Raw genomic sequence first — 25,734 nt, 5'->3', positions numbered from 1 at the left:
GCCGCGCCCGCGCTCACGGTGTTGCGTCGACTACGACGGCCCCATTAGGGCTGTTCGAGAGCGCTCTCTACGACCACGACGTCGTTGTCGGCGGTCACGGGTTCAGCAGCACGGCGATCGTCTGCACGACGATGAGCGCGAAGACGAACACGAAGAACAGCGTGAACAGCCGCGAGCCCAGCCGGCTGCGCGAGTGGCGTGAGAGCCCGAGGATGCTCGGCTCCTCGCCGATGGGTGGGCGCGCAGGCGGCCGCGGGGGCAGCGTCCGCCCGGTGTGCCGAGGGACAACCGCCGGGGTCACGGGAGCGGCCGGGGCCGCAGCCGGGCCCTCTGCCGGAGACCCGGACGGAGACTCTGTCGGGGCCTCCGCCGCGGTGTCGTCCGGGCCGGCCGTCATGGCGCAGATGCTAGGCCCGACCAGCACGAATGCCCGGTAGGACGCGGCGGGCGGGCGCCGCTTCCACTCGTCGGTGGTCAGGCGGCCTAGTTGTACTTAGTTTCCGCCGTTGCCGCCGCCGTTGCCGTCGCCGTCGCCGCCCTCTTCACCGGGCGCCGGCGGTGGTGGTGGCAGCTCACCGCTGCTGACCTGCAGGACGACCTGTTCGCCCGGCAGCGCCTGCCCGCGCGGGGCCTGCCCCACGACGGTGCCGCGCTCCGCAGCGTTGTCGGTCTCCTGCACCGACACCTTCCACCCCGCACGTTCGAGGATCGCCTTGGCGTCGTCCTCCGAGCGGCCGACCACATCGGGCACCCGCGACGCGGCGCCGCCTTCGAGGAACTTCTCCTCCGGCGGCGGGAAGTTCAGCACCGGTTGGCCGTCGAGCAGCGGCTTCATAGCGCCGAACCACGTCTGCGCGGGCGTCTTGCCACCGAAGATGTTGCCGCTGCGGCAGGCGAACGGCGAGCCTGCGCCGTCGCACAGCGGCTTTGGCGAGTTCGAGTTGTCGAACGTGATCACGGCGCCGGCCATCTGCGGCACCACACCGACGAACGCCGCCGACTTGTGCTGCTGCGTGGTGCCGGTCTTGCCTGCCATCGGCCGGTCCCACTGGACCGCGCGCGCCGCGCCGGCCGCCGTCCCGGAGATGTCGTCCTTGCTCAGCCCGAACAGCATCGCGTTGGCCAGCGCGGGCTCGACGGCCTGCTCGCAGGGCGCCTCGGTCACCGGGACGGGGTTGCCGGCCCGGTCGGTGATCGACTCGATCGGGCTGGGCGGGCACCACTTGCCGCCGCTGGCGAGGGTCGCACCGACGTTCGCGAGCTCCAGCACGCTCGTCGGACTCACCCCGAGCGTGAACGACGCGAGTTTCTGTGCCTTCGTGACCTCGGCGATCGAACGGTCGGTCGGGCGCCGCGTCCGCGGGTCGACGAACGGCGTAGTGGCGAGCGACCGCATGCCCAGCCGGACCGCCATGTCGACGACGTCGGGGATGCCGGTGAACTCCTCGAGCTTGATGAACGCCGTGTTCGGCGACTGCGCAAGGGCGTCCTGCATCGTCATCCGCTCGGGGTAGTCGCCCGCGTTCGCCACCGGGAGCGGGCGGCCCGCGCCGTCGACGTAGATCGGCGAGGCGTACCCGCTCGGCGGCACCGTCATCTGGTAGTTGATGCCCAGGCCCTTCGAGAGGGCCGTGGCCGCCGTGAAGATCTTGTAGACGGAGCCGGAGCCGAGGTTGACCGGCTCGTACGGCAGCCCGTAGCTCGTCTGCAGCGCCTTCGCGTCGAGGCCGAACGTGCGGCTGGAGGCCATCGCGAGCACCCGGTGCTTGTCGGCCCCCGGCTGCACGACCGACATCACGTTGGCGACGTTGGGCTGCTGCGAGGGCACCTCCTTGTCGAGCGACGCCTTCATCTTGTCGAGCACGTTGCGGTCGAGCGTGGTCTTGATCGTCAGCCCGCCGCGGTTGAGCAGCTCGCGCGAGAAGCCGGCTTCGACGAGGTAGGCCTCGACGTACTTGCAGAAGAAGCCGGCCGTCCCGGCCCCGATGCAGCCGGCGGGCTGGGTGTTGAGCGGGTTGGCGACACCGAGCGGGCTGGCGATCGCGGCCTGCGCCTGCGCGTCGTCGATCATCTGCTGCTCGCGCATCGCCTGGATCACCGTGTTGCGCCGCGCGACCGCCGCCTGCGGCTTGGTCACCGGGTCGTTCGCCGTCGTGCTCTGCACCAACCCGGCCAGCAGCGCGGCCTGGGGCACCGTCAGCTTGTCGGCGGTGGTGCCGAAGTACGTGCGCGCGGCGGAGGAGATGCCGGCGGCGCCGTTCCCGAACGAGACGATGTTCAGGTAGCGGGTGAGGATCTCCTCCTTGCTGAGGTTGCGCTCCATCTGGAGCGCGATCTGCGCCTCCTTGAGCTTGCGCGCCGGGGTCTGCTCCGTGGCCTTCAGCCGCTCGGTCTCGGTCTGCGCCGCCACGTAGAGGAAGTAGTTCTTGACATACTGCTGGGTGAGCGTCGACGCGCCCTGCACGACGTCACCCGACGCCGAGTTCGCGATGAGCGCGCGCACGGTGCCCTGCCAGTCGACGCCTTCGTGCTGGTAGAAGCGCCGGTCCTCGATCGCGACGATCGCGGCCTTCATGGCGGCCGAGATCTGATCGGCCTTCAATTCCTGCCGGTTCTGGTTCGGGTCGAAGAACTGCGCGATCGGCGCGCCGGCCGTGTCGGTGACGACGGTCGTGACCGGCAGCGGGCCGTCGACGACGTCGGCCGAGACGCTGTTGACGTTGTCGCCGGCTTCCATCGACAGCAGCCCGATCCCGGCCGCGAACGGGAAGACCATCCCCGCGACCAGCACACCCGCGAGCATGCACAGCGCGAGCAGGAGGCCGATCGGCCGGAGGAGTCGGCGGCGCGAGGAACTCACGGTGGGTCAGCGTACGCGGGGTCGCGTCACCGTCCCGTCAGGTCACCGGCCGGTCGAACTGGAGTACTTCTACTCGGTATCGAGTGGAACCAACCGCTCCCAGAATCCGTCTGTGCTGGTCGGACGTCCGCATCGACGAGGGGGAGCAGCCATGACGGGTCGGGGGGAATGGCGTGCTGCGGCGCGCTGCCGGGCGACGGACGCCGACGGGCTCTTCGTGGGCGGGTCGCTGCAACGGCAGGCGCGCCAGTTCTGCCGTCCGTGCCACGTGCGCACCGAGTGCCTCGCGTACGCGCTCGACGAGCGCATCCAGTTCGGCGTGTGGGGAGGCATGACCGAGCGCGAGCGCCGGGCGCTGCTGCGCCGCCGCACCGAGGTCGGGTCGTGGAGCGAGCTGCTGTTCGACGCCCGCGAGTCGCACGAGGCCGCGGAGTGCGTGGCGGCCGCCGAGCGCGCAGCACTCCGCGGTGCGAGCGTCAGCGGGCTGAGCGCAGCTTCCGCTCCGGGGTGAGGGTGGCGGCGCGGTCGGTCGCGAGCCGCTCGCCGATCTCGCGCAGCCCGTCTAGGTCGGCGACCTCCGCGACGACCGGCACCTCCGTCACCGCGACGGTGGGGTGCGCGCTCGTGAAGCGGGCGAGCAGCCGCTCCTCCCGTTCGGCGAGGTCGACGCGGTCGGCGTGCAGCCGCAGCACGGCGGCGGCGAGCGGCGCGCCGCGCAGCCCGTCGGCCGCGTCGCGGGCCTTCGCGGCGGAGAGCGGGGCCAGCGCGGGATGGGTGCGGTTGAGGACGAGGCCGGCCAGCGGCATCTCCTCCTCGGAGAGCCGGTCGACGAAGTAGGCGGCCTCGCGCAGCGCGTCGGGCTCGGGGGCGGCGACGACGACGAACGCCGTACCCGGGGAGCGCAGCAGCTGGTAGGTGGCGTTCGCGCGCTCGCGGAACCCGCCGAACATCGTGTCGAACGCCTGCACGAACGCCGACGCGTCGGCGAGCAGCTGGCCACCGATGATCGTCGAGACCGCCTTCGCGAAGAGCGAGAATCCGGCCCCGACGATCTTGAGCAGGCCGCGGCCCCCGGCCCGCGCCGGCGCGGTGAGCAGCCGGATCATGCGGCCGTCGAGGAAGGTCGACATCCGCTGCGGGGCGTCGAGGAAGTCGAGCGCGGAGCGCGACGGCGGGGTGTCGACGACGATGAGGTCCCACTCGCCGGTGGCGGCGAGCTGCCCGAGCTTCTCCATGGCCATGTACTCCTGCGTGCCGGAGAACGACGAGGAGATGGTCTGGTAGAAGGGGTTCGAGAGGATCTTCTCGGCCCGGTCGGGCTCGGCGTGGGCCTGCACCATCTCGTCGAAGGTGCGACGCATGTCGAGCATCATCGCGTGCAGGTCGCCGCCGGCGGCCTCGACCTTTCCGGGCGCGTTGTCGAGCTGTTCGAGCCCGAGCGCCTGCGCGAGCCGCTTCGCGGGGTCGATCGTCAGCACGACGGCCCGCCTGCCGCGTTCCGCCGCGCGCACGGCGAGCGCCGCGGACGTCGTGGTCTTGCCGACCCCGCCGGACCCGCAGCAGACGATCACCTTGGTCTCGGGGTCGTCGAGCAGCTCGTCGACGTCGAGGCGCGGCGCCACCTTCGTCGGGCTCATGCGACCGGTACCGCGTTCACGGAGACTCCCTGCTCGGTGAGCTCCTCGGCGAGCTCGTAGAGCGCACCGAGGTCGACACCCTCGATCAACCGCGGCAGTTCGAGCCGCGGCAACGGCCTCGTCGGCTCGGTGTCGAGCCGCGCCAGCGCCGCCGACTCGGCGTGCACCCGCTGCGCGTGCTCGACGGTCTCGGCGACCAGCCCGTCGACGACATCGGCCGGGAGGTCGAGGCCCGCGGACGCGAGCCCGGCGCGGACCCGCTCGGCGTCGACCCGCCCACCCGCCGCGGCCGCGACCGAGCGGTCGGGCAGCCACTGCGGACGCACCTGGTTGGCGATCACCGCACCGGGTCGCATCCCGGCGGCGACGAGCTCGTCGACGGTCTCCAGCGTCTCGGTGACGGGCAGGTCCTCCAGCAACGTGACCAGGTGCACGGCGGTCAGCGGCGAATGCAGCAGCTGGACGACACCCTTCGCCTGCGTGTGGATCGGACCGCTCTTGGCGAGGTCGGCCATCGCCGCGGTGACGTCGAGGAAGTTGACGACACGTCCGGTCGGCGGGGCATCGAGCACGACGGCGTCGTACACCGGGCGCCCGTCGCGGTCCTTGCGCGTGACGCACTCCTTGACCTTGCCGGTGAGCAGCACGTCGCGCAGACCGGGCGCCAGCGTCGTCGCGAACTCGATGGCGCCCATGCGCCGCAGCGTCCGCCCGGCCATACCCAGCCGGTAGAACAGCTCGAAGTACTCCAGCAGCGCGGCCTCGGCGTCGACGGCGAGCGCCCTGACCTCGCCGCCACCGGGCGCAACCGCGATCTTGCGCTCCTCGTAGGGCAGCGGCGGGGTGTCGAAGAGCTGCGCGATCCCCTGCCGGCCCTCGACCTCGACGAGCAGCGTGCGACGCCCTCCGGAGGCCAGTGCGAGCGCCAGCGCGGCCGCGACGGTGGTCTTGCCGGTGCCGCCCTTGCCGGACACGACGTGCAGGCGTGCCTCGGACAGCGCTGCCGGCCAGTCGGTGGTGGTCACCTGTCCAGATTAGGCGGACCAGCGCGGACCGGCCGCCCGACCGGGTGAGGCGCTGGCTACAGTCTTGACATGAGCTCCCCAGGTTCAGGCGTGACGAAATGGGAATACCTCACTGCGCCGGTGCTGATCCACAACACCCAGGCGATCTTGAACAACTTCGGCAGAGACGGCTGGGAGCTGGTCGCGGTCACCTCCGGCGCCAACGGCGAAGAGCTGGTCGCGTGGTTCAAGCGGCCGGTGCAGGGCTGATCGATGGCCACCCCTGCCGAGCGGCTCGCTGAGCTGGGAATCACACTCCCGTCCGTTGCGACACCCGCGGGTTCCTACGTCCCCGCGCGGCGCACGGGCTCACTCGTCTACACCGCGGGCCAGCTCCCGCTCGTCGACGGCAAGCTGGCCGCCACCGGCAAGGTCGGCGAGGAGGTCAGCCCCGAAGAGGCCGCGAAGCTCGCCCGCATCTGCGCGCTCAACGCGCTCGCCGCCATCGACAATCTGGTCGGGATCGACGCCGTCACCGGCATCGTCAAGGTGGTCGGCTTCGTCGCCTCGGCGGCCGGGTTCACCGCGCAGGCCGGCGTCCTCAACGGCGCGTCCGACCTGCTCGGCGAGGTGTTCGGCGAGGCCGGACGGCACGCCCGCTCGGCCGTCGGCGTCGCGGAGCTCCCGCTCGCCGCGCCGGTCGAGGTCGAGCTGATCGTCGAGGTGGACGGATCATGACCGCAGCCGACCAGGCCTGCCACGACCTGCTGGTCCGGCTCGCCGGGCGGCTACCCGACGAGCTGCTCTGGCGCCTGCGCGACTGGCTCGCCGCCGAGGGCCGCGCCGCGGTCAGCGCGATGCTGCCGCGCGAGCTGCTCCGCCACCGCCTCGGCCTGAGCGAGGAGGAGCGCGAGATGCTCTTCGCCAGCGTCGGGGAATGGGGTGCGTCGCCGCGGGTGCTCGACGCCGTGCTCCCCCAAGACACGCCGGACGTCCCGGCCGTCAGCTTCCACGCCAGCAAGCTCATCGGGAAGGGCGACGTCGACCTGGCCGCGCTGAGCGTCCTCGCGGTCGTCCGCGGCCACCCCGGCTGCGTCGAGCTGCGCCAAACATGGCGCGGTGAGGGCCGGAAGGAGCAGCGGGTGGTGCTCGTGCTCGGCGCCGATCGGCCCTGGACGCTCACCGGTACGTTGCAACGCGTCTTGCGCGCGCACGGCGACCGCACACCGTGCGTGGAGGTGCTTCCACCGCACGGGGAGGCCAACCCGTACCACCGGGCAGCCATCATCGAATCAGCCCCGCTCTGGCGTTCCCCCGCGATGACGTCCTTGGCACAGGCGGGCGCGTGACGGCCGAAACCGGAGGAGTGCACGTGGACGAGAGGACGGCCTCGAACTCGACGCATGACCTGCTGCTCGCACTGGCCGGCCGGGTTGACGACGACATGCTCTCGTGGGCCCGTGAGCTCGTCGCGGTCGGCGACGACACCCGCGCGATCGAGCTGCTGACCGCGAGCATGGTCGCCGAGCGCACCGTGCTGCCCGCCGAGGTGCGCGAGGCGCTGGTCGCGGCCGGCCGGGCGCTGCGCGTCGACCTCGACTCCTCCGCGCTCGCCCCGGCGAGCAACGAGCAGGGCACCGCGCACACCTTCGACTCGTCACCGCAGGGTGTCGAGGACGTCGCCGCCGCGGTCGCGGACCTCCCGCCGCGGCTCCTGCGCGACTGCGCCGTGCACCTGTCGTGGCGGCTCACCCCGGCTGGGACGGCCCCCGGGCCGCTGCCGCACCCCGTCGTGCTCGTCGAGATCGAGGACGGCATGCAGCCCAGCGACGTGCTGGCCTACCAGCTCGCGGTCGCGCTCGACCGCGCAGGCGTCAACGCCTCCGTCGAGGTGCTGACGGCACGCAGGGCCCGCTCGCCGTACCACGTCGCGGCGCTGCGCGAAGCCCTTCCGGTGATCATCGGCGACCTGATCGACGGGCCGTCGCCGTTCGCGGAACCGCGCAAGAAGCCGGCCCCGCCGCCGGTGGCGCCACCACCACCGCCCCCGCCGGCGCCGCCACGCGAGGAGCACCCGCTCCAGGACGAGCACCCGCTGCGCGACGAGCACCCGCTGCGCGACCATCCGCTGCGCGAGGAGCTCCCGCCTCACGAGGATCTGGAGCCGGAACCGGAGCGGGAGCTGGACCCGGAGCCGCCCGGCTACGAGCCGCGGACGCAGATGCGCGAGCGGTACGAGGTTGCGCTCCCGCCCGAGCCGGAGCCCGTCGAGATCCACGAGCCCGAGCCGCTGCGCGAGCTGCATGAACTGCACGAGCCGGAGGAGCCGGTCGAGCACGACGAGCCCGCGGAGAGCCCCGAACCGCCGCCGGTCCGCGCGGCGTTCGGCAACAGCGGTCGACGCCGGCTGATCACCGAGGACCCCGAGCAGGCCGAACCGGGCCCGCGCCCCGTCCCGCGCACGCTGCCGGGCTCGGGGATGCCCCGGCGCACGACCGTCACGCCGATCTCGCGCACCGTGCTGCCCGCACCGGTGCCGCTGGTCCGCCGCGACGTCGGGCCGCCGCCGCAGGTGCACCCGCTCGCGCCGCTGCCGAAGCAGGAGTCCGCCGAGCCCACCGAGGAGCTCCGGCAGAGCCCGCCCCGCAGGCCGGGTGAGTCGCCCGCGCTGGCTGCCCTGAGCGACCCGCTGAGCGGCCCGCTCGACGAGCCCTTGCTCGACCCGCTGCTCGCGCCGAGGTACCTCGAGGACGACCCGCTCGGCGTCGACGACGCGGACGTGTCGCCACCGACCAGGCAGATCGACGCCCCGGTCAAGGCGCGGCCCGAGCCGGCCGCGCCCGAGGAGAGCTGGGCAGCGGAATGGTCCTCCGGTTCGTGGGCGATGTCGGAGCCGGTCGAGGCCCGGCGCGCGCCCGCCGAGGAGGTCGATCGCGCGCCCGTATCTGAACGCGAGTCGGCCGTGCCGGAGGACGAGCACGACTGGTACCCGCGGCACAGCTTCGCCGACGCGCCGGCCGAGGTCCGCCCGGAGACGCGGCCCGAGTCGCGCCCCGCGCCCGAGCCGGACGTGGAGCGCGTCGAGCATGCGGAAGCCGCCGAGCCGACGACGTCCGGCGCCGGCACCCCGCTCGGGTTGCGCCCGGAGTCGCTGGCCCGGCTCAGCGACGCCGACCGCGAGCTGCTCGCCCGGCTGCAGGCCGAGCTCATCGAGGGGCGCAAGCCGCGCGTGAGCCGCAGGGCCGGTATCGCGGGCAAGGAGCAGCAGAGCAACGGCGCAGCCACCAACGGCTCCCAGACGAACGGCTCGCCCGGCAACAACGGGCACGCCGGGCCGCGCCGGGCCAACCCGCCCGACCTCGCCGGCTGACTTCCCCACCGTTTTGGGTGGATGCGCGCCGCACGAGCGCGCAAGTGCCCAAAACGATGGGGAAGTTCGTGGCCGCACACCCAACTTCCCCACCGTTTTGCCAACCTGCACGGCGTTGCGGGCGTGCAAGTTGGCAAAACGGTGGGGGACTTCTACGGCCGAGCCTGCTCTGCGGTACCCCGCGGGGGTCGACGTGGCCCGACTTCCCCATCGTTTTGGGTGGATGCGCACTCCGCAGGCGCGCATCCACCCAAAACGGTGGGGAGATTCGGGTCAGCGGGCGGCGGAGCCGATCTCGTCGATGATCTCCTGCAGGCGCAGCCCACGTGCGGCGTCGAGCTGCGGAGCGGGGCCCGTCCCGGCGACGGCGGCGACCAGCTCGTCCAGCAGGTTGGAGTAGCACCCGACGGCGTCGCCGACCTTCTGCGACAGCCGCTGCACGCCTGCGGGGCCGAAGACGGCGATCTCCACCTCCGACGGGTCGACGGGCAGCCGCACCGAGATCACGGCCGTGCTCTGCGCGCCGCCTTCGTGGTCGAGCGCGAACCGCCAGAGGTCGGGCTCGCTGTAGTGCGCCCACGCGACGCGGGTGATCGGCCCGAGCGCGGCGTCGATCATGTCGAGGACGTGCGGCCCGATGTCCAGCAGCGCCCCGTGCTCGGCTCGCCACGACGACGTCGCGTAGGGGCCGCCGAGCAGCGCGCCCGAGAGCCAACGGACCGATCCGACGGTGGTGGCGTCGGCCGGCCCGTCCAGGCCGTCGAGCCAGCTGCGGACGCCGTCGTCGTACCGGAGCGTGAGCACGACCGACGAATGCACGCCGGCCTTCCGCACTGCCTCCTCGACGGCACGTGCGCCGTCGAGGTCGGCGGCGAGCGGCTTCTCACAGATCACGTGCTTGCCCGCGTTCGCGGCGCGCACCGCGAGCTCGCCCTGCACGCTCGGCGGCACCGCGAACGCAACGGTGTCGACGTCGCCGATCAGCTCGTCGAGCGTGGCGTACGCGCTGGTCAGGCACGTCGCGGCCAGCTCGGCGGCGGCGTCGGGGCGGCGCGCCCAGACCCCTCGGAGGTCGACGCCGGGATGCGCCGCAAGCGCCGGCCCGTGCACCGTGTGGGCCCACGGCCCGGCCCCGACGAGCCCCACCCGCATGAGATCCATGCGGCACATCCTGCCCGCCGGCGAGTTAGTGTCGGTTGTGCCTGCCGAACCTGTCGTCCCGAAGCCCGCGGCGACCGTGCTGCTCGTCCGCGACGCCCCCGACCCGGCGCCCGGCCGCACCCCGCTGCAGGTGTTCCTGCAGCGCCGCGTCGCCGGCATGGCCTTCGCGGGCGGGATGACGGTGTTCCCCGGCGGTGGGGTCGACCAGCGGGACCGCGCGGAGCTGCCCGGATGGACAGGCCCGGATCCGGCGAGCTGGGCGCAGCGGCTCGACTGCGACGCCGAGCTGGCCGGCGCGCTCGTGCAGGCCGCCGTGCGCGAGACGTTCGAGGAATGCGGGGTGCTGCTGGCCGGCCCGGGAGCCCCCGAGGTCGCGGAGCTGAAGGAGGAGCGGGCCGACCTGGTCGCGCGCCGCGCCTCGCTCGCCGACGTGCTCAGCGGCGCCGGCCTGGTGCTGCGCTCGGACCTGCTGCGGGCGTGGGCGCGCTGGGTCACGCCGGTCGCCTCCCCGAAGCGGTACGACGCGGCGTTCTTCGTCGCGCTGGTGCCGGAGGGCCAGGAGGCCGACGCGCACACGACGGAGGCCGTCGAGGCCACGTGGTGGTACCCGGCGGAAGCGCTGGAGCACTGGCAGAGCGGCGACATGCAGCTGATGGCCCCGACGTTCCGCACGCTGCAGGAGATCGGCGAGCACCCCGACAGCGCCTCGGTGCTCGCGGCCGCCGAGCACCGGGTGATCCGCCCGCTCATCCCGCGGGTGCGCCGCGAAGGCGAGCAGGTGATCGTCGTCCTGCCCGACGACCCCGATTTCGAGATCTCCGAGGACCACCTCACCCCTGGCACCCCCGGCGGCGGCGCATGAGCCACCCCGCGTACGGCGAGCTGCGTCCCGTCACGCCGCTCGCCTCGGTGCTGCTGGCCGAGAACCCGTCACCGATGACCCTCGAAGGCACGAACACGTGGCTGCTTCGGGCACCTGAACAGCAGGAATGCATCGTCGTCGACCCGGGCGAGCACGAGGAGGAGCACCTGCGGCGGGTCGCGGCCGCCGGGCCGGTCGCCCTGATCATCCTGACCCACCGCCACTTCGACCACGCCGGCGGCGCGAAGCGGCTGGCGGAGCTCACCGGGGCGCCGGTCCGAGCCCTGGACCGCTCGCTGGTGCTCGGCTCGGAGGCACTCGGCGACGGCGACGTCGTCGAGGCCGCAGGCGTCGAGCTGCGGGTCGTCGGCACCCCGGGGCACACGTCGGACTCGCTCTCGTTCCTGCTCGACGGACCGGCGCCGGGACGGCCTCCGGTGCTGACGGGCGACACGATCCTCGGCCGGGGAACGACCGTGATCGCGCATCCCGACGGCACGCTCGGCCCGTACCTCGACTCGCTGCGGAAGCTGGCGCAGCTGCCCGAGGGCACCACGGTGCTACCGGGGCACGGCCCGGAGCTGCCGGACGCGCCCGCGGTCGCTGCCGCCTACCTCGCGCACCGGCAGGAGCGGCTGGAGCAGGTGCGCGAGGCGCTCAGGACCCTCGGGCCGGACGTGACACCGAGGCAGGTCGTCGAGGTGGTCTACGCGGACGTGGACCGGATCCTGTGGCCGGCCGCCGACATGTCGGTGGCGGCGCAGCTGGAGTACCTCCGCGCTTGAGGGCCGCCCGCCCGGGTCGCGGTGGGGTCAGCGGGCCTCGGCGAGCTCCGGGGCGGGCGTCGACGTCTCGGGGGCCAGCGTGCGGCGGCGCGCCCAGAGTGTGACGGCGAGCACGCCGCCCGCGGCGGCACCGACGAGGAACGCCGCCGGCGGCCCGGAGGCCTCCACCGCGATGCCGCCGACCGACTGGCCCGCGGCCAGCCCGAGCGTCGCGGCGGTGACGACCCAGCCGAACGCCTCGGTCGCGGTGCCGCGGGGCGCGGCGATCTCGACGGCCATCGAGTGGCCCGTGACCTGCGGTGTGATCGTGGCGCCGGCCAGCAGCATCGCGACCACGAGCACCGGCAACGAGCCGGTCGGGCCGGTCAGCGCCATGGCGGCGACGAAGAGCGCGAACAGCGCGAGCAGCACCGGCAGCCGCAGGTGCAGCGGGCGCGGCCACGGCCGCATCGAGTAGAGCACCCCGGCGAGCACCGACGTGACCGACCAGGCGGACAGCAGCACGCCGCCCAGCGCGGGCGCGCCGCCCGCTGCCGTCACGGCGGGCACCCCGACCTCGACGGTGCCGACGACCAGCCCGAACCCGAGGGAGGCCAGCGCGACCGTCCGCATGCCGGGCCGCGCGATCGCGCCGAGCATGCCGATGGACGGGCCGACCGGCGCCGGCTCCTGGGCCCGCACCGGACGGCTCATCGCGAACACGACCGAGCCCGCGACCATCCCGCTCAGCGCTACGACGACGGCCGTGCCCGGCCAGGGCGCGAGGATGAGCAGTGCCGCGATCGCCGGTCCGAGGATGAAGAACACCTCGAGGCTGATCGCCTCGTAGCTGTAGGCGGCGTCGCGGCGCGGGCCGCTGGGCACGAGCGAGCTCCACAGCGACCGCGAGGCGCCCGGCATGGCCGGCTGGGTGAGCCCGGCGAGCACGGCCAGCGCGACCAGCACCGCGGTCGGCTGCCTCGTCTCGATCGCGAGCACCATCCCGGCGCCCGCGAGCGCGAAGACCGCCGCAGCGCCCAGCAGCGGGCGTGTGGCGCCGATGCGGTCCATGAGCCGGCCCTGCCCCACCGCGCCCAGCGAGACGCCGGCCAGCGCGCCTGCCGACACCAGCCCCGCGATCGCGAACGATCCGGTCGCGCGCTGCACGTAGAGGAGTGTCGCGAAGCTGAACATCGCGATCGGCAGGCGGGCGAGTGCGGAAGCGAGCACGGGAACGAGCGCGCCGGGCGCGGTCAGCGCGGCACGGTAGTCGGCGAGTGTTGCGGACGAGGAGGACACGCGAAACAGATTCGCACATCTGGTACGCCCGTACCACTTTTTCTCGGAAATGGGGACGAACGACACCACCGTGCCGTCATCATCGGCACGGTGGTGTGGGCGTTCAGGCGGTCAGCGGGCCCGTCGGGCCAGCCGCTCGGGCTCCAGGATCAGCACGCTCTTGCCCTCGAGCCGCAGCCAGCCGCGGTGCGCGAAGTCGGCGAGCGCCTTGTTGACCGTCTCGCGCGACGCCCCGACGAGCTGGGCGATCTCCTCCTGCGTGAGGTCGTGCGTGACCCGCAGCAGGCCCGACTCCTGGGAGCCGAACTGGCGCGCGAGCTGCAGCAACGACTTGGCCACGCGGCCGGGCACGTCGGTGAAGATCAGATCGGCGAGCATGTTGTTGGTGCGGCGCAGCCTGCGCGCGAGCACCCTCAGCAGCTGCTCCGCGATCTCCGGCCGCTTGCCGATCCATTCCCGGAGCGCCGCCCGGTCCATGGTGTACGTCCGCACTTCGGTGACGGCCGTCGCCGAGGACGTGCGCGGTCCCGGGTCGAAGATGGAAAGCTCGCCGAACATGTCGGAAGGGCCGGCGACCATCAGGAGGTTCTCCCGGCCGTCCGGCGACTTGCGTCCGATCTTCACCTTGCCGCTGCCGACGATGTACAGCCGATCGCCCGGCTCGCCCTCTGCGAAGATCACGTGCCCACGCGGGAACTCCGCAGGGTCGAGCGCCTGCGCCAATGCCTCTGCCGCGTGCGGCTCGACGCCCTGGAAGATCCCTGCGCGGATCAGAATCTCGTCCACTGCACCGCTCCTCGTCCCAGCCGCTACCGCGCGGCGGATCACCGGCGCGCCAGTCTAGGGGGTCGGGTCGGCCCTCTGTGACCTGGCAAGGCTCGTTTTGTCGCACGACCGGGCGACAAACCGCGAATCGGACGCCCGATCGGTGGTCAGGCGGCCTTGCTGCGCTTGTCGGAGCGTCGCCCTCGAGGGTTGCGGCTGCGCAGCCGGAACAGCTCCAGAGCGCGCCCGGTGCCTTGCCGGAAGAGGGCACGCACCTCGTCGGGACGGGGGCGCTCCAGAAGCTCTTCGAGCTCTTCCGGGCGCACGGTCGACTCCCGCAGCTTGGACTCCACGCGCTCCATCCCGAGCGCGAAGAACATCACGAGCAGCGGTACGAGGACGGACAACCAGGCAGTCATGACGCCGTTGATGGTCCCGCACGGCGCACCGGGTCGACACATCGGGGTGGCCCGCGCCATCCGTCCGATGCCCATTCGTAACCTGACCAGGCGACATGACGGTCCCGTCCGTGTTGTCGGCGCGCGGCCGTACGCTCGTGCTGTGACCACCGTCGCGCGCGAGACGCTCACCAAGACCACGGCAAAGCTGGCCAAGCGGGTCGCTGCGGGCGAGCCCCCGCTCGGCCGGGCGCGCCGGATCGGGCGGATGCTGCGCGTTCTGGAAGCCACGCACATCGACGCGCACTGCGAACTGGACTTCACGAACCCGCTCGAGCTCGCCGTCGCGACGATCCTCTCGGCGCAGAGCACCGACAAGATGGTCAACGACGTCACGCCGGCGGTCTTCGTGCGCTACCCGACAGCGGTCGACTACGCGAAGGCCGATCGCGCCGAGCTGGAGACGTTGATCCACCGCACGGGCTTCTTCCGCAACAAGGCGAGCTCGCTGATCGGGCTCGGCGCAGCCGTCGTCGAGAAGCACGGCGGCGTGCTGCCGAACACGCTGGAAGAGCTCGTGGCGCTGCCGGGGATCGGCCGCAAGACCGCCAACGTGATCCTCGGCAACGCCTTCGACGTGCCCGGCATCACCGTCGACACCCACTTCGGCCGGCTGGTGCGCCGGTGGGGGTGGACGGCGGAGGAGGACCCTGTGAAGGTCGAGCACGCGATCGGCGCGCTCGTGCCGAAGCGCGACTGGACGATGGTGTCGCACCGGGTGATCTTCCACGGGCGGCGGGTCTGCCACGCCCGCAAGCCGGCCTGCGGCGCGTGCACCCTCGCCGCCGACTGCCCGTCGTACGGCGCGGGACCGACCGACCCCACGCTGGCCGCCAAGCTGATCAAGGGGCCGTCCCGGCCGCACCTGCTGGCGATGGCCGGGCTACCGGCCGACCTGGACGAGACGTGACCAACCGGCTCGGCGCGCACCGAACCGAGATCATCAGCACCGTCGTGGTGCTTTTGCTCGTCATCGGTGCGGTTGTTGCGCTCTGGCCGCGCGGGAGCGGAGCGACGTCGGAACGCGCGCTCGCCGAGCCGGCCACGGCCAGTGAGTCGGAGCTCGCGCCGCTGCGCGCTGCCGCCCAGCTCGAACCGTGCCCGACGCCGGCCGCAGCGGGAGCCGCAGCCTCCGCCCCGACAGGGTCGCTGGCCGGGATCACCGTCCCGTGCCTGGGCGCCCCGGGCACCGTCGACATCGGCGCCGCGCTCGCCGGGCGGCCCGCGCTGCTGAACGTCTGGGCGTCGTGGTGCGCACCGTGCCGCGCCGAGCTGCCGGCGCTGGCCGAGTACGCCGCACGGCCCGGCGCAGTCCCCGTGCTCGGCATCAACGTGCGCGACGACCAACGCGCCGCGTTGCAGCTGGTCACCGAGCTCGGCGTCCGGCTGCCCGCGGTCACCGACCCCGATGCGCAGCTCCGCAGCGCGCTGCGGGTGCCGCCAGGGCTCCCGATGAGCTACGTGGTGCGCGCCGACGGCAGCGTCGTGCAGGTCGACCCACCGATCCCGTTCGCGAGCGCCGACGACGTCGCGGCCGCGGTAGAGCGGCTGACGTGACCGATCAGCCACAACCCGACCGCGCCCCCGAATGGCTGCGCCCGCTGCTCGACAACCTGCATGGCGTCGACGTCCACGACCTGATCCAGCACCGCATCCCACCACCGGCCGGCGGCCGGCGGGCCGCGGTGCTGATCCTCTTCGGCGAGCACGAGTCGACCGGCCCCGACGTCCTGCTCGTCGAGCGGGCCAGCACGCTGCGCAGCCACCCGGGACAGGTGGCGTTCCCCGGCGGGGCCGCCGATCCCGGCGACGACGGGCCCATCGCCACTGCGATGCGCGAGGCCGAGGAGGAGACCGGGCTCGCCCCGGAAGGCGTCGTCCCGCTCACGGTGCTGCCGGAGCTGTTCGTGCCGCCGTCGGGATTCGTCGTGTCGCCGGTGATCGCACACTGGGCGAAACCGACCGCCGTGCACGCCGTCGACCCTGGTGAGACGGCCACCGTCGCCAGGGTGCCGCTGGCCGACCTCCTCGACCCGTCCGCGCGGATCAGGGTCGCGCACCCATCCGGGTTCACGGGCCCCGCGTTCCTCGTCCCGGGGCTGCTCGTGTGGGGCTTCACCGGGGGCCTATTGTCCGCCCTGTTGGATCTCGGGGGATGGGCTCGACCGTGGGACGGCTCCCCGGTCCACGACCTGGACGCGGCACTCGACGCGGCCCGGGCCCTTCGGCAGGAGGTCGCAGGATCATGAGCTCGGACGGGTTGCCGCCGACACGGGACACCACGGGAGCCGAGGCCATTTCGTGAGTTGGGTTGACCTGGTCGTCATCGCGCTGGCGATCATCGCGGGAATCTCCGGGTGGCGACACGGGATGGCGGTCGCGCTGCTCTCGTTCGTCGGCGTGCTCGGTGGAGCGATCCTCGGTGTCCGGCTGGCGCCGCTGCTCGCCGTCGGCGTCGAGAACCCGAACAGCCGGGTGGTCGTCAGCATCATCGTCGTGGTGCTGCTCGTCGCCCTCGGCGAGACCACGGGTGTGTTCTTCGGGCGGCGGATCCGCGATCGGATCACCGGTGAGCGTTCGCTGAAGGTCGACTCGACGCTCGGGTCGATCCTGCAGGCCATCACGGTGGTGCTCGCCGCGTGGCTGGTGGCGCTGCCACTGGCCTCCGCGAGCTTCCCGGGGCTCGCCGCCGGCGTTCGTGGCTCGACGGTGCTCGGTGCCGTCGACACGATCATGCCGGAGGGCGCGAAGCAGCTGCCCAGCGAGCTGCGGCAGCTGCTCGACAACTCCGGCTTCCCCGACGTGCTGAGCCCGTTCTCGAAGACCCCGATCTCCGAGGTCGCCGCGCCCGACCCGGCGCTGCTCGAGAGCCCGGCGGTGACGGCCGTGGCCAGCAGTGTGCTCAAGGTCCGCGGGCGCGCGCCGTCGTGCCGCAAGGAGCTCGAAGGCACCGGGTTCGTCGTCGGACCGCAGCTGGTGATGACCAACGCGCACGTCGTGGCGGGCACGTCGGAGGTCGCGGTGGAGGTCCGCGGCCGGCGCGGGGCGGTCGTCCCGCTCGACGCGACGGTGGTGCTCTACGACCCCGAGGTCGACGTCGCGGTGCTGCGGGTGCCCGATCTCGACGCCGAGCCGATGACCTTGCGCCCGACGCCGGCCGAGACCGGCGACGACGCGATCGTTCTCGGCTACCCGCTCGACGGCCCGTTCACGATCACCGCCGGGCGCGTGCGGCAGAACATCACGCTCAAGGGCCCCGACATCTACGAGGGCCCCGAGGTGACCCGCGACGTCTACACCGTGCGCGCGCGGGTGCAGTCGGGCAACTCCGGCGGGCCCATGATCGACACGTCCGGCCAGGTCATCGGCGTGGTGTTCGGCGCGGCGCTCGACGACGTCGAGACCGGGTTCGTGCTCACCGTCAAGCAGGTCACACCCGCGCTCGACGCCGCGAGCGGCCGCACCCGCGCGGTCAAGACGGGCGCCTGCGCGGCGTAGCGGGCCGCGCGGGCCCCTGGGCCGCCCAAGCCGGCGGGGCCGCCGGCCGGGCAGGTCGGGCAGCGCCTACGGGCGGCTGAACCGGCCACCCGGGCACCCGGGCCTACTCCACCGCGCGGGCCGCCCGGCCTCCCACTGCGCCGGCCGAGCGGGGGCGGCCAACCCGCGCGTGCGCGCGCCACGCCCGCGTGCCCGCCCGGCACGCCTCCCGCATCGCGGGGGCGCGTCACGCAGCCCGTCGCGCGAGCGGGTCGGCGCTACCCGTTGCGCGGCGCTCCGCAACCGCCGACGCGAGCCGCCCGCTGCCCAGCAGCCGTCGCGCAGCGCTCCGCGTTCCCCGTCCCGACCCTCCCTCCCGTGCGTTCCGTTCATCACTCGGACGGAAACGATCTCCGATCGGTTCCACCGCTCGGCGAACCGGCGGCAGTTCGGCGGCGGACGGGCGTTCAGACGTCGCGGGTGATCGTCTCGTCGCGCCCGGGGCCGACGCCGATGGCGCTGACGGGCGCGCCGGTGAGCTCCTCGATGCGGTGCACGTAGGCGCGCGCGTTGGCCGGGAGGTCGTCGAACGTGCGGCACGCCGAGATGTCCTCGAACCAGCCCGGCAGCTCCTCGTACACCGGGACGGCGTGGTGGACGTCGGTCTGGGTCATCGGCATGTCGTCGATCCGCCTGCCGTCGACCTCGTACCCGACGCACACGGGCACGGTCTCCAGCCCGGAGAGCACGTCGAGCTTGGTCAGGAAGAAGTCGGTGATGCCGTTGACGCGCACCGCGTACCGCCCGATCACGGCGTCGAACCAGCCGCAGCGGCGCGGGCGGCCGGTGGTGACGCCAACCTCGCCGCCGGTCTTGCGGAGGTGCTCGCCCATGGCGTCGAGCAGCTCGGTCGGGAACGGGCCGGAGCCGACCCGCGTCGTGTACGCCTTGAGGATCCCGATCACGCGGGTGATCTTCGTCGGGCCGATGCCCGAGCCGACCGCGGCGCCGCCGGCGGTCGGGTTCGAGCTGGTCACGAAGGGGTAGGTGCCGTGGTCGACGTCCAGGAGCGTGCCCTGCGAGCCTTCGAGGAGGATCGACTCGCCGGCTTCGAGCGCCTTGTTCAGCAGCAGCCGGGTGTCGGCGATGCGATGCGCGAACTTCCGCCCGTACGCCAGCACCGTGTCGACGACCTCGTCGACGTCGAGCGCGCGGCGGTTGTAGACCTTCACCAGCACCTGGTTCTTGTAGGCCAGCGCGGCCTCGACCTTCTGGTGCAGGATCTTCTCGTCGAGGATGTCGGCGACCCGCACGCCCACCCGCGCGACCTTGTCCTGGTACGCCGGCCCGATGCCGCGGCCGGTGGTGCCGATCTTGGCCTTGCCGAGGAACCGCTCGGTCACCTTGTCCATCGCCACGTGGTACGGCATGATCAAGTGCGCGTCCGCCGAGATCAGCAGCCCGCTCGTGTCGACGCCGCGGGCCTCGAGCGCGGAGAGCTCGTCCAGGAGGACGCCGGGGTCGACGACCACGCCGTTGCCGATGACGTTCTTGGTGCCCGGCGTGAGGATGCCCGACGGGATGAGGTGCAGGGCGTAGTCCTGGCCGTCGGGCAGCACCACGGTGTGGCCGGCGTTGTTGCCGCCCTGGTAGCGCACCACCCACTGCACCTGGCTACCGAGGATGTCGGTTGCCTTGCCCTTGCCCTCGTCGCCCCACTGGGCACCGATCACGACGATCGCCGGCATGTCAAACTCCAGTCCTAGCCACATGAACGTGGTCGCAGCAGCCGCGGGTCGCGTCTTCGGCACCGCAGCGGGGAAGGGTAACCGATCTGGTGGGCTCGATCGATTCGGAACCGGTGCTGTTGATCTGCACGCAGGACCGACAGCTCCCCGGCAACGGTAGCCGTCATCCGGGCGGCCTCACAGGGGTCCGGGCCGTGACGGTCGCGGCACTGCCCGACCGCTCCACGATCGATCCCGTGCTCGCGGAACACGAGCCGCGCCGCCTCGTGGTCGCCGGCTCCGACGCCGATCTCGCCGCGGTCGTGCTGCGGCTGCTGCGCACCGACCGGCTCGGGGTCGAGGTCGCCTACCTGCCATCGGCACGCTCGCTGTTCGCCGCGCGATGGGGCCTGCCGCGGGGACGGGCGGCCGCCGCGCTCGCGACGGCGGGGACGGCCGCTCCGACCCCGTTGATCAGGGACGACGCCGGCGGGGTGCTGATGGGCCGCGCTGAGATCCGTGCGCTTCGCGGTGAGTGCTACTGCGACGAGACGCTCGTGCTGCGCGGCTCGACCCGGCGGCTCGTCGTCCAGGCCGGCCCCGACGTGCTCGCCGTCCGCGCGGGTCGGCGGCCCGACGGCAAAGTGCGCCCGGTGCCACCGCTCGCGAGCAGCGGGCGCGGTTCCGCAGTCGGGCGAGCGGTGCAGGTCGGCGGCGAGCCGATGATCGTCGTCCACGACGGTGTGGAGCACCCGCGCCCCGTCACCCGCTGGACCTGGTACCGGCACACGAGCGACTGGCTGCTCGTCCGGCCCAGCTGATCAGGTGTCGAACTCGCCCGCCCGCACTCCGTTCAGGAACACCGACCATTCGGCGGTTGTGAACCGAAGAACGTAACCCTGCGGCCTTTTTGAATCACGGACTTCGACCTCGTTCTTTCCCAGCCGAACCTCGACGCATTCGTTGTTGGACCCGCTGAACGAGCTCTTGCGCCACCCATCGGAACCGTTCCCCTGATCGGACACCCCGCCACCCCTCGATCCGGCCCGTGCACCCTGCGGCACGGCCAGCCTAGGTAGCGGCACGGCTGCCTGCCACCCACGAGTGGCCAGCAGCACGTGACCAGGCAGTGTCGAAGATCGTTCCGGCGTGGCTATTCGGCGGATTCGGAGAAGCTGCCGATCGCGCGTTCGACGAAGCGCCCGAACTTCCCCGGTGGCGCGGCAAGATCTTCGAGCGCGAAGAACGACTCCTGGAACTGTGCGGTGATTTCCACGTCGTCGATGAATGTCGCGGCATTGCGCACGTTGTCGACGAAGACGACATCGGGGTCGGACGGCACCTGGAACTCCAGGTGCACGAACGGGCCCTGGATGGCCTCGTAGGCGCCGTGGTCGAACGGTACGACCTGGATCGTCACCTTCGACCGCTCGGCGAGCACTTCCAGGTGCCGCAGCTGGCGGGTCATCACCGCGGTGCCGCCGACGCGCCTGCGCAGCACCGCCTCGTCGAGGATCGTGAAGACCTCCGGCGGCTCCGCGCGGTCGAGCGCCTCCTGCCGTTCGCGGCGGCTCTCGACGATCCGGTCGATCGACTTGGCGTCGGTGCCGTAGGCGTGCAGGAGCGCCCGCGTGTAGTCCTCGGTCTGCAGCAGCCCGGGGACCACGAGCGGCTGGACGTGGCGGATCAGCGAGGCGGACGCCTCATAGCCGAAGAACCGGATCGTCTCTGCGGACAGGACGTCGCGGTAGTCGGAGAACGGCTGCCGCTTCGAGCCGCGGGCCATGCCGGCCAGCTCGTCCACCGCGTCGCCGTCGGTCAGGCCGTAGAGCGCGAGCAGCGCGCGAAGGTCGGTGACGCTGATCCCCACCTGGCCGCTCTCGATCCGGATCACCTTCGACGGCGACCAGTCCAGCGCCGCCGCGACATCGCGTTGCGTGAGATCAGCCTCGCCGCGCATTCGCCGGAGCTCCACACGGAGTCGGCGCCGCATACCCGCGGAGTCGTCCACAAGCGTTCCTTCCCGTGCGCACGCACGTTCAGCAGCAGGGTCGGGTGATCGTTCCACCCGCGACGGATCGGCTCGCTGTCAGCTGCCCAATCGTTACGAAGCTTTTCGAGTGGTGCGATCTGCTATGTAGCACTACGCTAGCAAGCGAGTTGCTGGCTACCTTAACGGCAGCTTGCATCGCGGGGTGCTCGGGGCCACCGCCAACCCTCGGAGGAGGCGGCTCGGATGGATCTGATGGTTGCCCTCGTCGGCATGGCGTTCCTGTTCCTGCTGGCGCTCGCTGTTGCGGTCACCGTGGCCGACCAGCGCGAATCCGCTGATCGGGCGCGGCGTGAGCTGGCCGATCTGCGCCGGACGCGGCAGGAGGAGTGCCGCGCGGCCACCGTGCGGTGCCGCGACTGCCCGCTCCGCCGGCTCTGACGGCGCGGGCTGGCGATCTCGGTCGCGTCGGTGGGCGTCGGTAGCGTCGTAGGTGATGCAGCGGCGTACGAACGAGACGGCGAGAACCTGCCCGTGCACGTCACGGCAGGCCTTGCTGCTCCGGGGCAACCCCGGGGTGCACCACTTCTGCGCAGCATGGCGTCCCGCGCGCGCGAGGCACAGGAAGAGTGCCGACGGCGCGCGGCGGACGGGAACACCGGTCGCTCGCGCGCCGCTGCATCACCACTCCCACCCCAACCGGGGCGGGCCCGATGGCTCCTGATCCCCACACCGTCGCCGCAGCGGCGCTGGCCGGTCCGTGGCAGCTCGAACCGCTCACCGAGCGGCTCGCGGAGCACGGGAAGTGGCGCAGCCCCGAGGAGATCGGCGATGTCGTCGCGATCCTGCTCGGCCGCTGGCGCGCGCGGCCACGTCGGCCGTTCGAGCGGGTTGTCACCGAGGTCGAAGGGCTGCTCGCAGCCCGGCCGGGCACCCGCCCACCCGATCTCGAACCGGACGTGCCGATCTGGCGGTGGCCGGTGCAGCAGTGGACCGATCTTGACGCGCTGGCGCTCGGCCTGGACCTGCGCGACGGGGAGCTCGAATGGTTCGCCGACCCGGGCGGGTGGCTGCGCCGCACGCCGGCCGGGCCGCTGCACCACTACCGGCGCCGCTGGGTCACGGCCCGCTCCGGCACACCGCGACTGCTGGAGTCGCCCGGTCCGCGCCTGCAGGAGCTGCAACGCCGGGTCGGCCGGCACGTGCTGGCGCGCATCCCGGTGCACGACGCCGCGCACGGCTACGTCCGCGGGCGCTCGCCCGCGACGCTCGCCGCTCTGCACGCGGGTCGTGCGATGGTCGTCAAGGTTGACCTCGAAGGCTTCTTCGGGCACGTCACCGGCGAGCGGCTGGCCGGCCTGATGCGCATCGCCGGCTACCCGCCCGCCGTGGCCGCGGCGCTGGCCGGGCTGCTCGTGACGGCCACGCCGGAGCCCGTCCTGCGATCCGCGCCCGCCGCCGAGGGAGCCTGGGAGGCCCGGCGGCGGCTGCTCGACCGGCTCGCCGCGCCGCACCTGCCGCAGGGTGCTCCGACGTCACCGGCGGCGGCGAACCTCCTCGCGTTCCGGCTCGATCGGCGCCTCGCCGGGCTCGCGGCGGCGCTCGGTGCCACGTACGGCCGCTACGCCGACGATCTCGTGTTCTCCGCGGCGACGCTGCCGGCCAGCGGGCTCATCACGCGCATCGGCCGGATCGCCGAGGAGGAGGGCTTCCGGCTGCACGCCACGAAGACCCGTGTCCTGCCGTCCCACCACCGGCAGCGGGTCACCGGGCTCGTGGTCAACGCGGAGCCGGGAGCGGCTCGCCGCGAGTACGACGCGCTGCGGGCGTTGCTGCACAACTGCGCCCGCACCGGCCCGGACGAGCAGAACACCGCGGAGCATCCCGCGTTCCGCGAGCACCTGCTGGGTCGGATCGCCTGGGTCTCGACCGGGCGGCCGCGCCGCGCCGACCGGTTGCGCGCGCTCTTCGACGCGATCCGCTGGCCCTGACCCGGCCTGGGGAACTCAGGCGGCGGGGCGCTGGTGGTAGGTGTCGACGTACTCCTGCTGCGAGATGCGCGCGATCGCGTCCATGATCTCGTCGGTCGCGGCGCGGCGGATCACGTTGGAGCTGGAGAGGCCGTCGTAGCGGGAGAAGTCGAGCGGCTCGCCGTAGTGGATCGTGACGCGGCGCAGCCGGGGGAACTTCTTGCCGACCGGCTGCACCCGCTCGGTGCCGTGCAACGCGACCGGGACGACTGGCGCGCCGGTCTCCAGCGCGAGCGTCGCGACACCGGTGTGGCCGCGGTGCAGCCTGCCGTCGAGCGACCGGGTGCCCTCCGGGTAGATCGCGAACGCGCCACCCGCCTCCAGGACCGTGCGGGCGGCGTCGAGCGCGGCGAGCCCCGCCTTGGCGTTCGTGCGGTCGACCGGCACGTACCCGAGCGCGGAGAGGAACGCGGCCAGCGCCTTGCCCTTGATGCCGATGCCCTCGAAGTACTCCGACTTGCCGAGGAACGAGACCGGCCGCCCGGCCGTCAGCGCGATGACCGCGGTGTCGACCGCAGCCCTGTGGTTCGCAGCGATGATCACCGCGCCCTCCCGTGGGACGCGGTCGGCACCACGGACGATCGGCCTGTACAGAAGTCGGGCGAGCGGCGCCAGCAGCCAGCGCACAAGCAGATGCACGTGACCTGAACGACATCACCGCCGCAGAGGTTCCGCTGCGGGCGAACACCACCCGGACGGCGGCGTCCGGGGCGCCAGGAAAGCCACTTTCCGGACGTCTCGTGCCAGGAAAGTGGCTTTCCTGGCACACCCGGAGGGTGCCTTCCTAGGGGTCTTCGCGCATTTCCCGTAGGGCTGCGCCTCTGGTCAGACCGGTGGCTTGCAGCAGGTCGAGCGCGATCGAGCGCAGCTGGGCCAGCATCACCTGCTCGGACGGACCCGGCTCCCACTGGCGCTGCAGCGCCACCGCGTGCCGGACGACGTCCAGCACGGGCTCGCGGGCGAGCGTCCGGTCGCCGTCGCGGTCCAGCTGCGCGGTGAGCGCGGTGACGGCCGACGCCAGCTCGCTGATGAGGTCGGCGAGCTCCGGCACCGCCGGCTCGTCGTCCTGCAGCGCCGTGTACGCGCGCCGCCCGAGCACCCGGGCGTTGCGCATCGCGTAGTCGGCCCGCTCGGCGACCTCGGCGAACTTGCCGAGCACCCGTCGTCGCCTGCGGTGCAGCGGCGCGACGGTCGCAACCTCGTTGCCGCCGCGCAGCGCCGCCCGCAGCCCGTCGATCAGCGGCTGGCTCGCCCGGGCCTGCTGCAGCGCGGCACCGGCTGCTTCGGCATCGCGGTTGCGCAGCGCGTCGGCGGTCGCGGTGAGGACGGCCGCGAGCTCGTCGAGCAACGCCCGGGCCTCGCGGCGCACCGGCGCGACGGGGTCGGAAGGCAGCAGGGCCGCGATCAGCACACCGACGCCGCCGCCGATCAGCGCGTCGATGCAGCGGTCGAACCCGCCGGTCTCCCCCGGCGGCAGCAGCGTCGCCACCAGCACCGCCGACGACCCGGCCTGCGCGACGAGCAGCGCGGCGCCGTCGGCGAAGACGGCGATTGTCATCGCCAGCGCCACGACCAGCATGATCTGCCACGGGCCGCTGCCGATCTGGGAGATCAGGAGGTCGCCGACCAGCACCCCGAGGCTGACCCCGACCACCAGCTCGACGACCCTGCGCAGCCGGCTGCTCAGCGAGACGCCCAGGCTGATCACGGCCGCGATCGGCGCGAAGAACGGCCTGGCGTGGCCGACGAGGTCGCCCGCGACGAACCACGCCACGCCGGCCGCGACCGCGCACTGGACGATGGGCAACGCCGACACCCCGACCCGGCGGCTCCGCGCCGTCAGGTGGGCGCGGAGCCGCTCGGTCCGGGTCGGCGCGGCCACGGTTCCTGCTGTCTCTCGGGGTCGGTTCGTTCGGGGCCGGCTCAGTCGATCCCGAGCGCCGCGGGCGCTGCCGGGTCGGACTCGGCGAGGAAGACGCGGCAGCGCTCCGCCTCGTCGGTCTCCTCGATGGCGACGGCGGCCTTGTGCAGCACCGCGAGCGCACGCAGGAACCCGCGGTTGGGCTCGTGCGACCACGGAATGGGGCCGAAGCCCTTCCACCCGTTGCGGCGCAGCAGGTCGAGCCCGCGGTGGTAGCCGGTGCGGGCGTAGGCGTAGGCGGTGATGGTCTGGCCGTCCTCGAGCGCGCGCTCGGCGAGCACGGCCCAAGCGAGGCTCGACGTCGGGCGCGCCGCGGCGACCTCGGCCGGCTCGATACCGCGGTCGAGGTCGGCCGCGGCGGGGTCCACCGGGAGCAGGGTGGGGTCAGGACCGAGCAGGTTGGTCATGA

Annotated in this window: 28 protein-coding genes; 14 read left to right on the top strand and 14 right to left on the bottom strand. The window is 72.9% G+C overall.

The features are described from left to right. Positions 1-94: 94 nt before the first annotated feature. Both LL648_RS06215 and LL648_RS06210 read right to left on the bottom strand, forming a co-directional pair. Positions 95-397, bottom strand: coding sequence for a hypothetical protein (locus LL648_RS06215; protein WP_232661432.1), 303 nt, complete (start codon positions 395-397; stop codon positions 95-97). A 96-nt stretch (positions 398-493) separates the two neighbouring features. Then, positions 494-2,860 (bottom strand): penicillin-binding protein, encoded by a 2,367-nt coding sequence (locus LL648_RS06210; protein WP_232661431.1) that lies wholly within the window; start codon positions 2,858-2,860, stop codon positions 494-496. Between the two features lie 151 nt (positions 2,861-3,011). On the opposite strand from LL648_RS06210, the gene LL648_RS06205 reads away from it, so the two are divergent. Beyond that, the gene (locus LL648_RS06205; RefSeq protein ID WP_232661430.1) at positions 3,012-3,371 is read left to right on the top strand and encodes a WhiB family transcriptional regulator; all 360 of its coding nucleotides are present in this window, start codon (positions 3,012-3,014) and stop codon (positions 3,369-3,371) included. Here LL648_RS06205 and LL648_RS06200 read toward each other — a convergent pair. Both LL648_RS06200 and LL648_RS06195 read right to left on the bottom strand, forming a co-directional pair. Further along, positions 3,337-4,497 carry an ArsA family ATPase gene (locus tag LL648_RS06200; RefSeq protein ID WP_232661429.1) on the bottom strand — a complete coding sequence of 387 codons (1,161 nt, stop codon included), beginning with the start codon at positions 4,495-4,497 and terminating at the stop codon, positions 3,337-3,339. The genes LL648_RS06205 and LL648_RS06200 overlap by 35 nt on opposite strands. Next, positions 4,494-5,522, bottom strand: a complete 1,029-nt coding sequence (locus LL648_RS06195; RefSeq protein WP_232661428.1) for an ArsA-related P-loop ATPase — start codon at positions 5,520-5,522, stop codon at positions 4,494-4,496. The genes LL648_RS06200 and LL648_RS06195 overlap by 4 nt, the downstream gene beginning before the upstream one ends. Positions 5,523-5,612: 90 nt before the next feature. Between LL648_RS06195 and LL648_RS06190 the strand changes: the two genes are divergently transcribed. From LL648_RS06190 to LL648_RS06175, 4 genes are read left to right on the top strand one after another with little or no spacing between them, the layout of a single operon-like run. After that, positions 5,613-5,771: a DUF4177 domain-containing protein gene (locus LL648_RS06190; RefSeq protein ID WP_232661427.1), complete on the top strand. Its 159-nt coding sequence runs from the start codon at positions 5,613-5,615 to the stop codon at positions 5,769-5,771. A 3-nt stretch (positions 5,772-5,774) separates the two neighbouring features. Continuing rightward, entirely contained in the window at positions 5,775-6,239 is a 465-nt protein-coding gene (locus LL648_RS06185; protein ID WP_232661426.1) for a RidA family protein, read from the top strand. Beyond that, positions 6,236-6,850 carry a hypothetical protein gene (locus LL648_RS06180; protein ID WP_232661425.1) on the top strand — a complete coding sequence of 205 codons (615 nt, stop codon included), beginning with the start codon at positions 6,236-6,238 and terminating at the stop codon, positions 6,848-6,850. Before LL648_RS06185 ends, LL648_RS06180 begins: the two co-directional genes overlap by 4 nt. Positions 6,851-6,873: 23 nt before the next feature. Further along, the gene (locus LL648_RS06175; RefSeq protein ID WP_232661424.1) at positions 6,874-8,871 is read left to right on the top strand and encodes a hypothetical protein; all 1,998 of its coding nucleotides are present in this window, start codon (positions 6,874-6,876) and stop codon (positions 8,869-8,871) included. 273 nt (positions 8,872-9,144) lie between these two features. Here the strand turns inward: LL648_RS06175 and LL648_RS06170 are convergent, their stop codons facing one another. Beyond that, positions 9,145-10,032, bottom strand: a complete 888-nt coding sequence (locus tag LL648_RS06170; protein WP_232661423.1) for a Gfo/Idh/MocA family protein — start codon at positions 10,030-10,032, stop codon at positions 9,145-9,147. 37 nt (positions 10,033-10,069) lie between these two features. Here LL648_RS06170 and LL648_RS06165 point away from each other — a divergent pair, with 37 nt between their 5' ends. Next, positions 10,070-10,894 carry an NUDIX hydrolase gene (locus tag LL648_RS06165; RefSeq protein WP_232661422.1) on the top strand — a complete coding sequence of 275 codons (825 nt, stop codon included), beginning with the start codon at positions 10,070-10,072 and terminating at the stop codon, positions 10,892-10,894. Continuing rightward, positions 10,891-11,679, top strand: a complete 789-nt coding sequence (locus LL648_RS06160; protein WP_232661421.1) for an MBL fold metallo-hydrolase — start codon at positions 10,891-10,893, stop codon at positions 11,677-11,679. The genes LL648_RS06165 and LL648_RS06160 overlap by 4 nt, the downstream gene beginning before the upstream one ends. A 27-nt stretch (positions 11,680-11,706) precedes the next feature. Here the strand turns inward: LL648_RS06160 and LL648_RS06155 are convergent, their stop codons facing one another. From LL648_RS06155 to LL648_RS06145, 3 genes are all read right to left on the bottom strand, one after another. After that, positions 11,707-12,957, bottom strand: coding sequence for an MFS transporter (locus LL648_RS06155; RefSeq protein ID WP_232661420.1), 1,251 nt, complete (start codon positions 12,955-12,957; stop codon positions 11,707-11,709). A 111-nt stretch (positions 12,958-13,068) separates the two neighbouring features. Next, entirely contained in the window at positions 13,069-13,743 is a 675-nt protein-coding gene (locus LL648_RS06150; RefSeq protein WP_232661419.1) for a Crp/Fnr family transcriptional regulator, read from the bottom strand. Between the two features lie 146 nt (positions 13,744-13,889). After that, positions 13,890-14,141: a hypothetical protein gene (locus LL648_RS06145; protein ID WP_232661418.1), complete on the bottom strand. Its 252-nt coding sequence runs from the start codon at positions 14,139-14,141 to the stop codon at positions 13,890-13,892. Positions 14,142-14,388: 247 nt separating this feature from the next. On the opposite strand from LL648_RS06145, the gene nth reads away from it, so the two are divergent. The 4 genes from nth to LL648_RS06125 are packed head-to-tail and all read left to right on the top strand — an operon-like array spanning position 14,389 to position 17,678. Further along, positions 14,389-15,090 carry an endonuclease III gene (gene nth / locus LL648_RS06140; protein ID WP_232661854.1) on the top strand — a complete coding sequence of 234 codons (702 nt, stop codon included), beginning with the start codon at positions 14,389-14,391 and terminating at the stop codon, positions 15,088-15,090. Next, positions 15,087-15,737, top strand: a complete 651-nt coding sequence (locus LL648_RS06135; protein ID WP_232661417.1) for a TlpA family protein disulfide reductase — start codon at positions 15,087-15,089, stop codon at positions 15,735-15,737. The genes nth and LL648_RS06135 overlap by 4 nt, the downstream gene beginning before the upstream one ends. Continuing rightward, complete coding sequence (locus tag LL648_RS06130; protein ID WP_374111990.1) at positions 15,734-16,429, top strand: NUDIX hydrolase; 696 nt, start codon at positions 15,734-15,736, stop codon at positions 16,427-16,429. The genes LL648_RS06135 and LL648_RS06130 overlap by 4 nt, the downstream gene beginning before the upstream one ends. Before the next feature lie 52 nt (positions 16,430-16,481). Then, positions 16,482-17,678 carry a MarP family serine protease gene (locus tag LL648_RS06125; RefSeq protein WP_232661416.1) on the top strand — a complete coding sequence of 399 codons (1,197 nt, stop codon included), beginning with the start codon at positions 16,482-16,484 and terminating at the stop codon, positions 17,676-17,678. 446 nt (positions 17,679-18,124) lie between these two features. Here the strand turns inward: LL648_RS06125 and LL648_RS06120 are convergent, their stop codons facing one another. Then, positions 18,125-19,405: an adenylosuccinate synthase gene (locus LL648_RS06120; protein WP_232661415.1), complete on the bottom strand. Its 1,281-nt coding sequence runs from the start codon at positions 19,403-19,405 to the stop codon at positions 18,125-18,127. 194 nt (positions 19,406-19,599) lie between these two features. On the opposite strand from LL648_RS06120, the gene LL648_RS06115 reads away from it, so the two are divergent. After that, entirely contained in the window at positions 19,600-20,205 is a 606-nt protein-coding gene (locus LL648_RS06115) for a hypothetical protein (RefSeq protein ID WP_232661414.1), read from the top strand. Here LL648_RS06115 and LL648_RS06110 read toward each other — a convergent pair whose 3' ends face one another. Together LL648_RS06110 and LL648_RS06105 are read right to left on the bottom strand one after the other, a co-directional pair. After that, positions 20,206-20,409: a DUF397 domain-containing protein gene (locus LL648_RS06110; RefSeq protein WP_232661413.1), complete on the bottom strand. Its 204-nt coding sequence runs from the start codon at positions 20,407-20,409 to the stop codon at positions 20,206-20,208. Between the two features lie 128 nt (positions 20,410-20,537). After that, on the bottom strand, positions 20,538-21,377 hold the full coding sequence (locus LL648_RS06105; RefSeq protein WP_255684758.1) for a helix-turn-helix domain-containing protein: 840 nt from the start codon (positions 21,375-21,377) through the stop codon (positions 20,538-20,540). A gap of 243 nt (positions 21,378-21,620) precedes the next feature. On the opposite strand from LL648_RS06105, the gene LL648_RS06100 reads away from it, so the two are divergent. Continuing rightward, entirely contained in the window at positions 21,621-21,815 is a 195-nt protein-coding gene (locus LL648_RS06100) for a hypothetical protein (protein ID WP_232661411.1), read from the top strand. A gap of 272 nt (positions 21,816-22,087) precedes the next feature. Continuing rightward, positions 22,088-23,365: a reverse transcriptase family protein gene (locus tag LL648_RS06095; protein ID WP_232661410.1), complete on the top strand. Its 1,278-nt coding sequence runs from the start codon at positions 22,088-22,090 to the stop codon at positions 23,363-23,365. Between the two features lie 15 nt (positions 23,366-23,380). On the opposite strand, the gene LL648_RS06090 is transcribed toward LL648_RS06095, so the two are convergent. From LL648_RS06090 to LL648_RS06080, 3 genes are all read right to left on the bottom strand, one after another. Then, on the bottom strand, positions 23,381-24,043 hold the full coding sequence (locus LL648_RS06090) for a lysophospholipid acyltransferase family protein (RefSeq protein WP_232661409.1): 663 nt from the start codon (positions 24,041-24,043) through the stop codon (positions 23,381-23,383). 145 nt (positions 24,044-24,188) lie between these two features. Beyond that, positions 24,189-25,286: an FUSC family protein gene (locus LL648_RS06085; RefSeq protein WP_232661408.1), complete on the bottom strand. Its 1,098-nt coding sequence runs from the start codon at positions 25,284-25,286 to the stop codon at positions 24,189-24,191. A gap of 41 nt (positions 25,287-25,327) precedes the next feature. Further along, positions 25,328-25,732 carry a DUF3151 domain-containing protein gene (locus LL648_RS06080; RefSeq protein WP_232661407.1) on the bottom strand — a complete coding sequence of 135 codons (405 nt, stop codon included), beginning with the start codon at positions 25,730-25,732 and terminating at the stop codon, positions 25,328-25,330. Between the last annotated feature and the right edge of the window lie 2 nt (positions 25,733-25,734).

The sequence above is a fragment of the Pseudonocardia sp. TRM90224 genome (genome assembly GCF_021245725.1).
Classification (GTDB): Bacteria; Actinomycetota; Actinomycetes; order Mycobacteriales; family Pseudonocardiaceae; genus Pseudonocardia.
This window is presented reverse-complemented; position numbering and strand designations above follow the sequence as displayed.

What these genes read in the sequence shown, in the direction of transcription:
- LL648_RS06080 (WP_232661407.1), bottom strand. Translation starts at nt 25,732, where the DNA reads ATGACCAACCTGCTCGGTCCTGACCCCACCCTGCTCCCGGTGGACCCC.
- LL648_RS06160 (WP_232661421.1), top strand. Translation starts at nt 10,891, where the DNA reads ATGAGCCACCCCGCGTACGGCGAGCTGCGTCCCGTCACGCCGCTCGCC.
- LL648_RS06170 (WP_232661423.1), bottom strand. Translation starts at nt 10,032, where the DNA reads ATGGATCTCATGCGGGTGGGGCTCGTCGGGGCCGGGCCGTGGGCCCAC.
- nth (WP_232661854.1), top strand. Translation starts at nt 14,389, where the DNA reads ATGCTGCGCGTTCTGGAAGCCACGCACATCGACGCGCACTGCGAACTG.
- LL648_RS06120 (WP_232661415.1), bottom strand. Translation starts at nt 19,405, where the DNA reads ATGCCGGCGATCGTCGTGATCGGTGCCCAGTGGGGCGACGAGGGCAAG.
- LL648_RS06185 (WP_232661426.1), top strand. Translation starts at nt 5,775, where the DNA reads ATGGCCACCCCTGCCGAGCGGCTCGCTGAGCTGGGAATCACACTCCCG.
- LL648_RS06180 (WP_232661425.1), top strand. Translation starts at nt 6,236, where the DNA reads ATGACCGCAGCCGACCAGGCCTGCCACGACCTGCTGGTCCGGCTCGCC.
- LL648_RS06095 (WP_232661410.1), top strand. Translation starts at nt 22,088, where the DNA reads ATGGCTCCTGATCCCCACACCGTCGCCGCAGCGGCGCTGGCCGGTCCG.
- LL648_RS06215 (WP_232661432.1), bottom strand. Translation starts at nt 397, where the DNA reads ATGACGGCCGGCCCGGACGACACCGCGGCGGAGGCCCCGACAGAGTCT.
- LL648_RS06200 (WP_232661429.1), bottom strand. Translation starts at nt 4,497, where the DNA reads ATGAGCCCGACGAAGGTGGCGCCGCGCCTCGACGTCGACGAGCTGCTC.
- LL648_RS06100 (WP_232661411.1), top strand. Translation starts at nt 21,621, where the DNA reads ATGGATCTGATGGTTGCCCTCGTCGGCATGGCGTTCCTGTTCCTGCTG.
- LL648_RS06145 (WP_232661418.1), bottom strand. Translation starts at nt 14,141, where the DNA reads ATGACTGCCTGGTTGTCCGTCCTCGTACCGCTGCTCGTGATGTTCTTC.
- LL648_RS06105 (WP_255684758.1), bottom strand. Translation starts at nt 21,377, where the DNA reads ATGCGGCGCCGACTCCGTGTGGAGCTCCGGCGAATGCGCGGCGAGGCT.
- LL648_RS06205 (WP_232661430.1), top strand. Translation starts at nt 3,012, where the DNA reads ATGACGGGTCGGGGGGAATGGCGTGCTGCGGCGCGCTGCCGGGCGACG.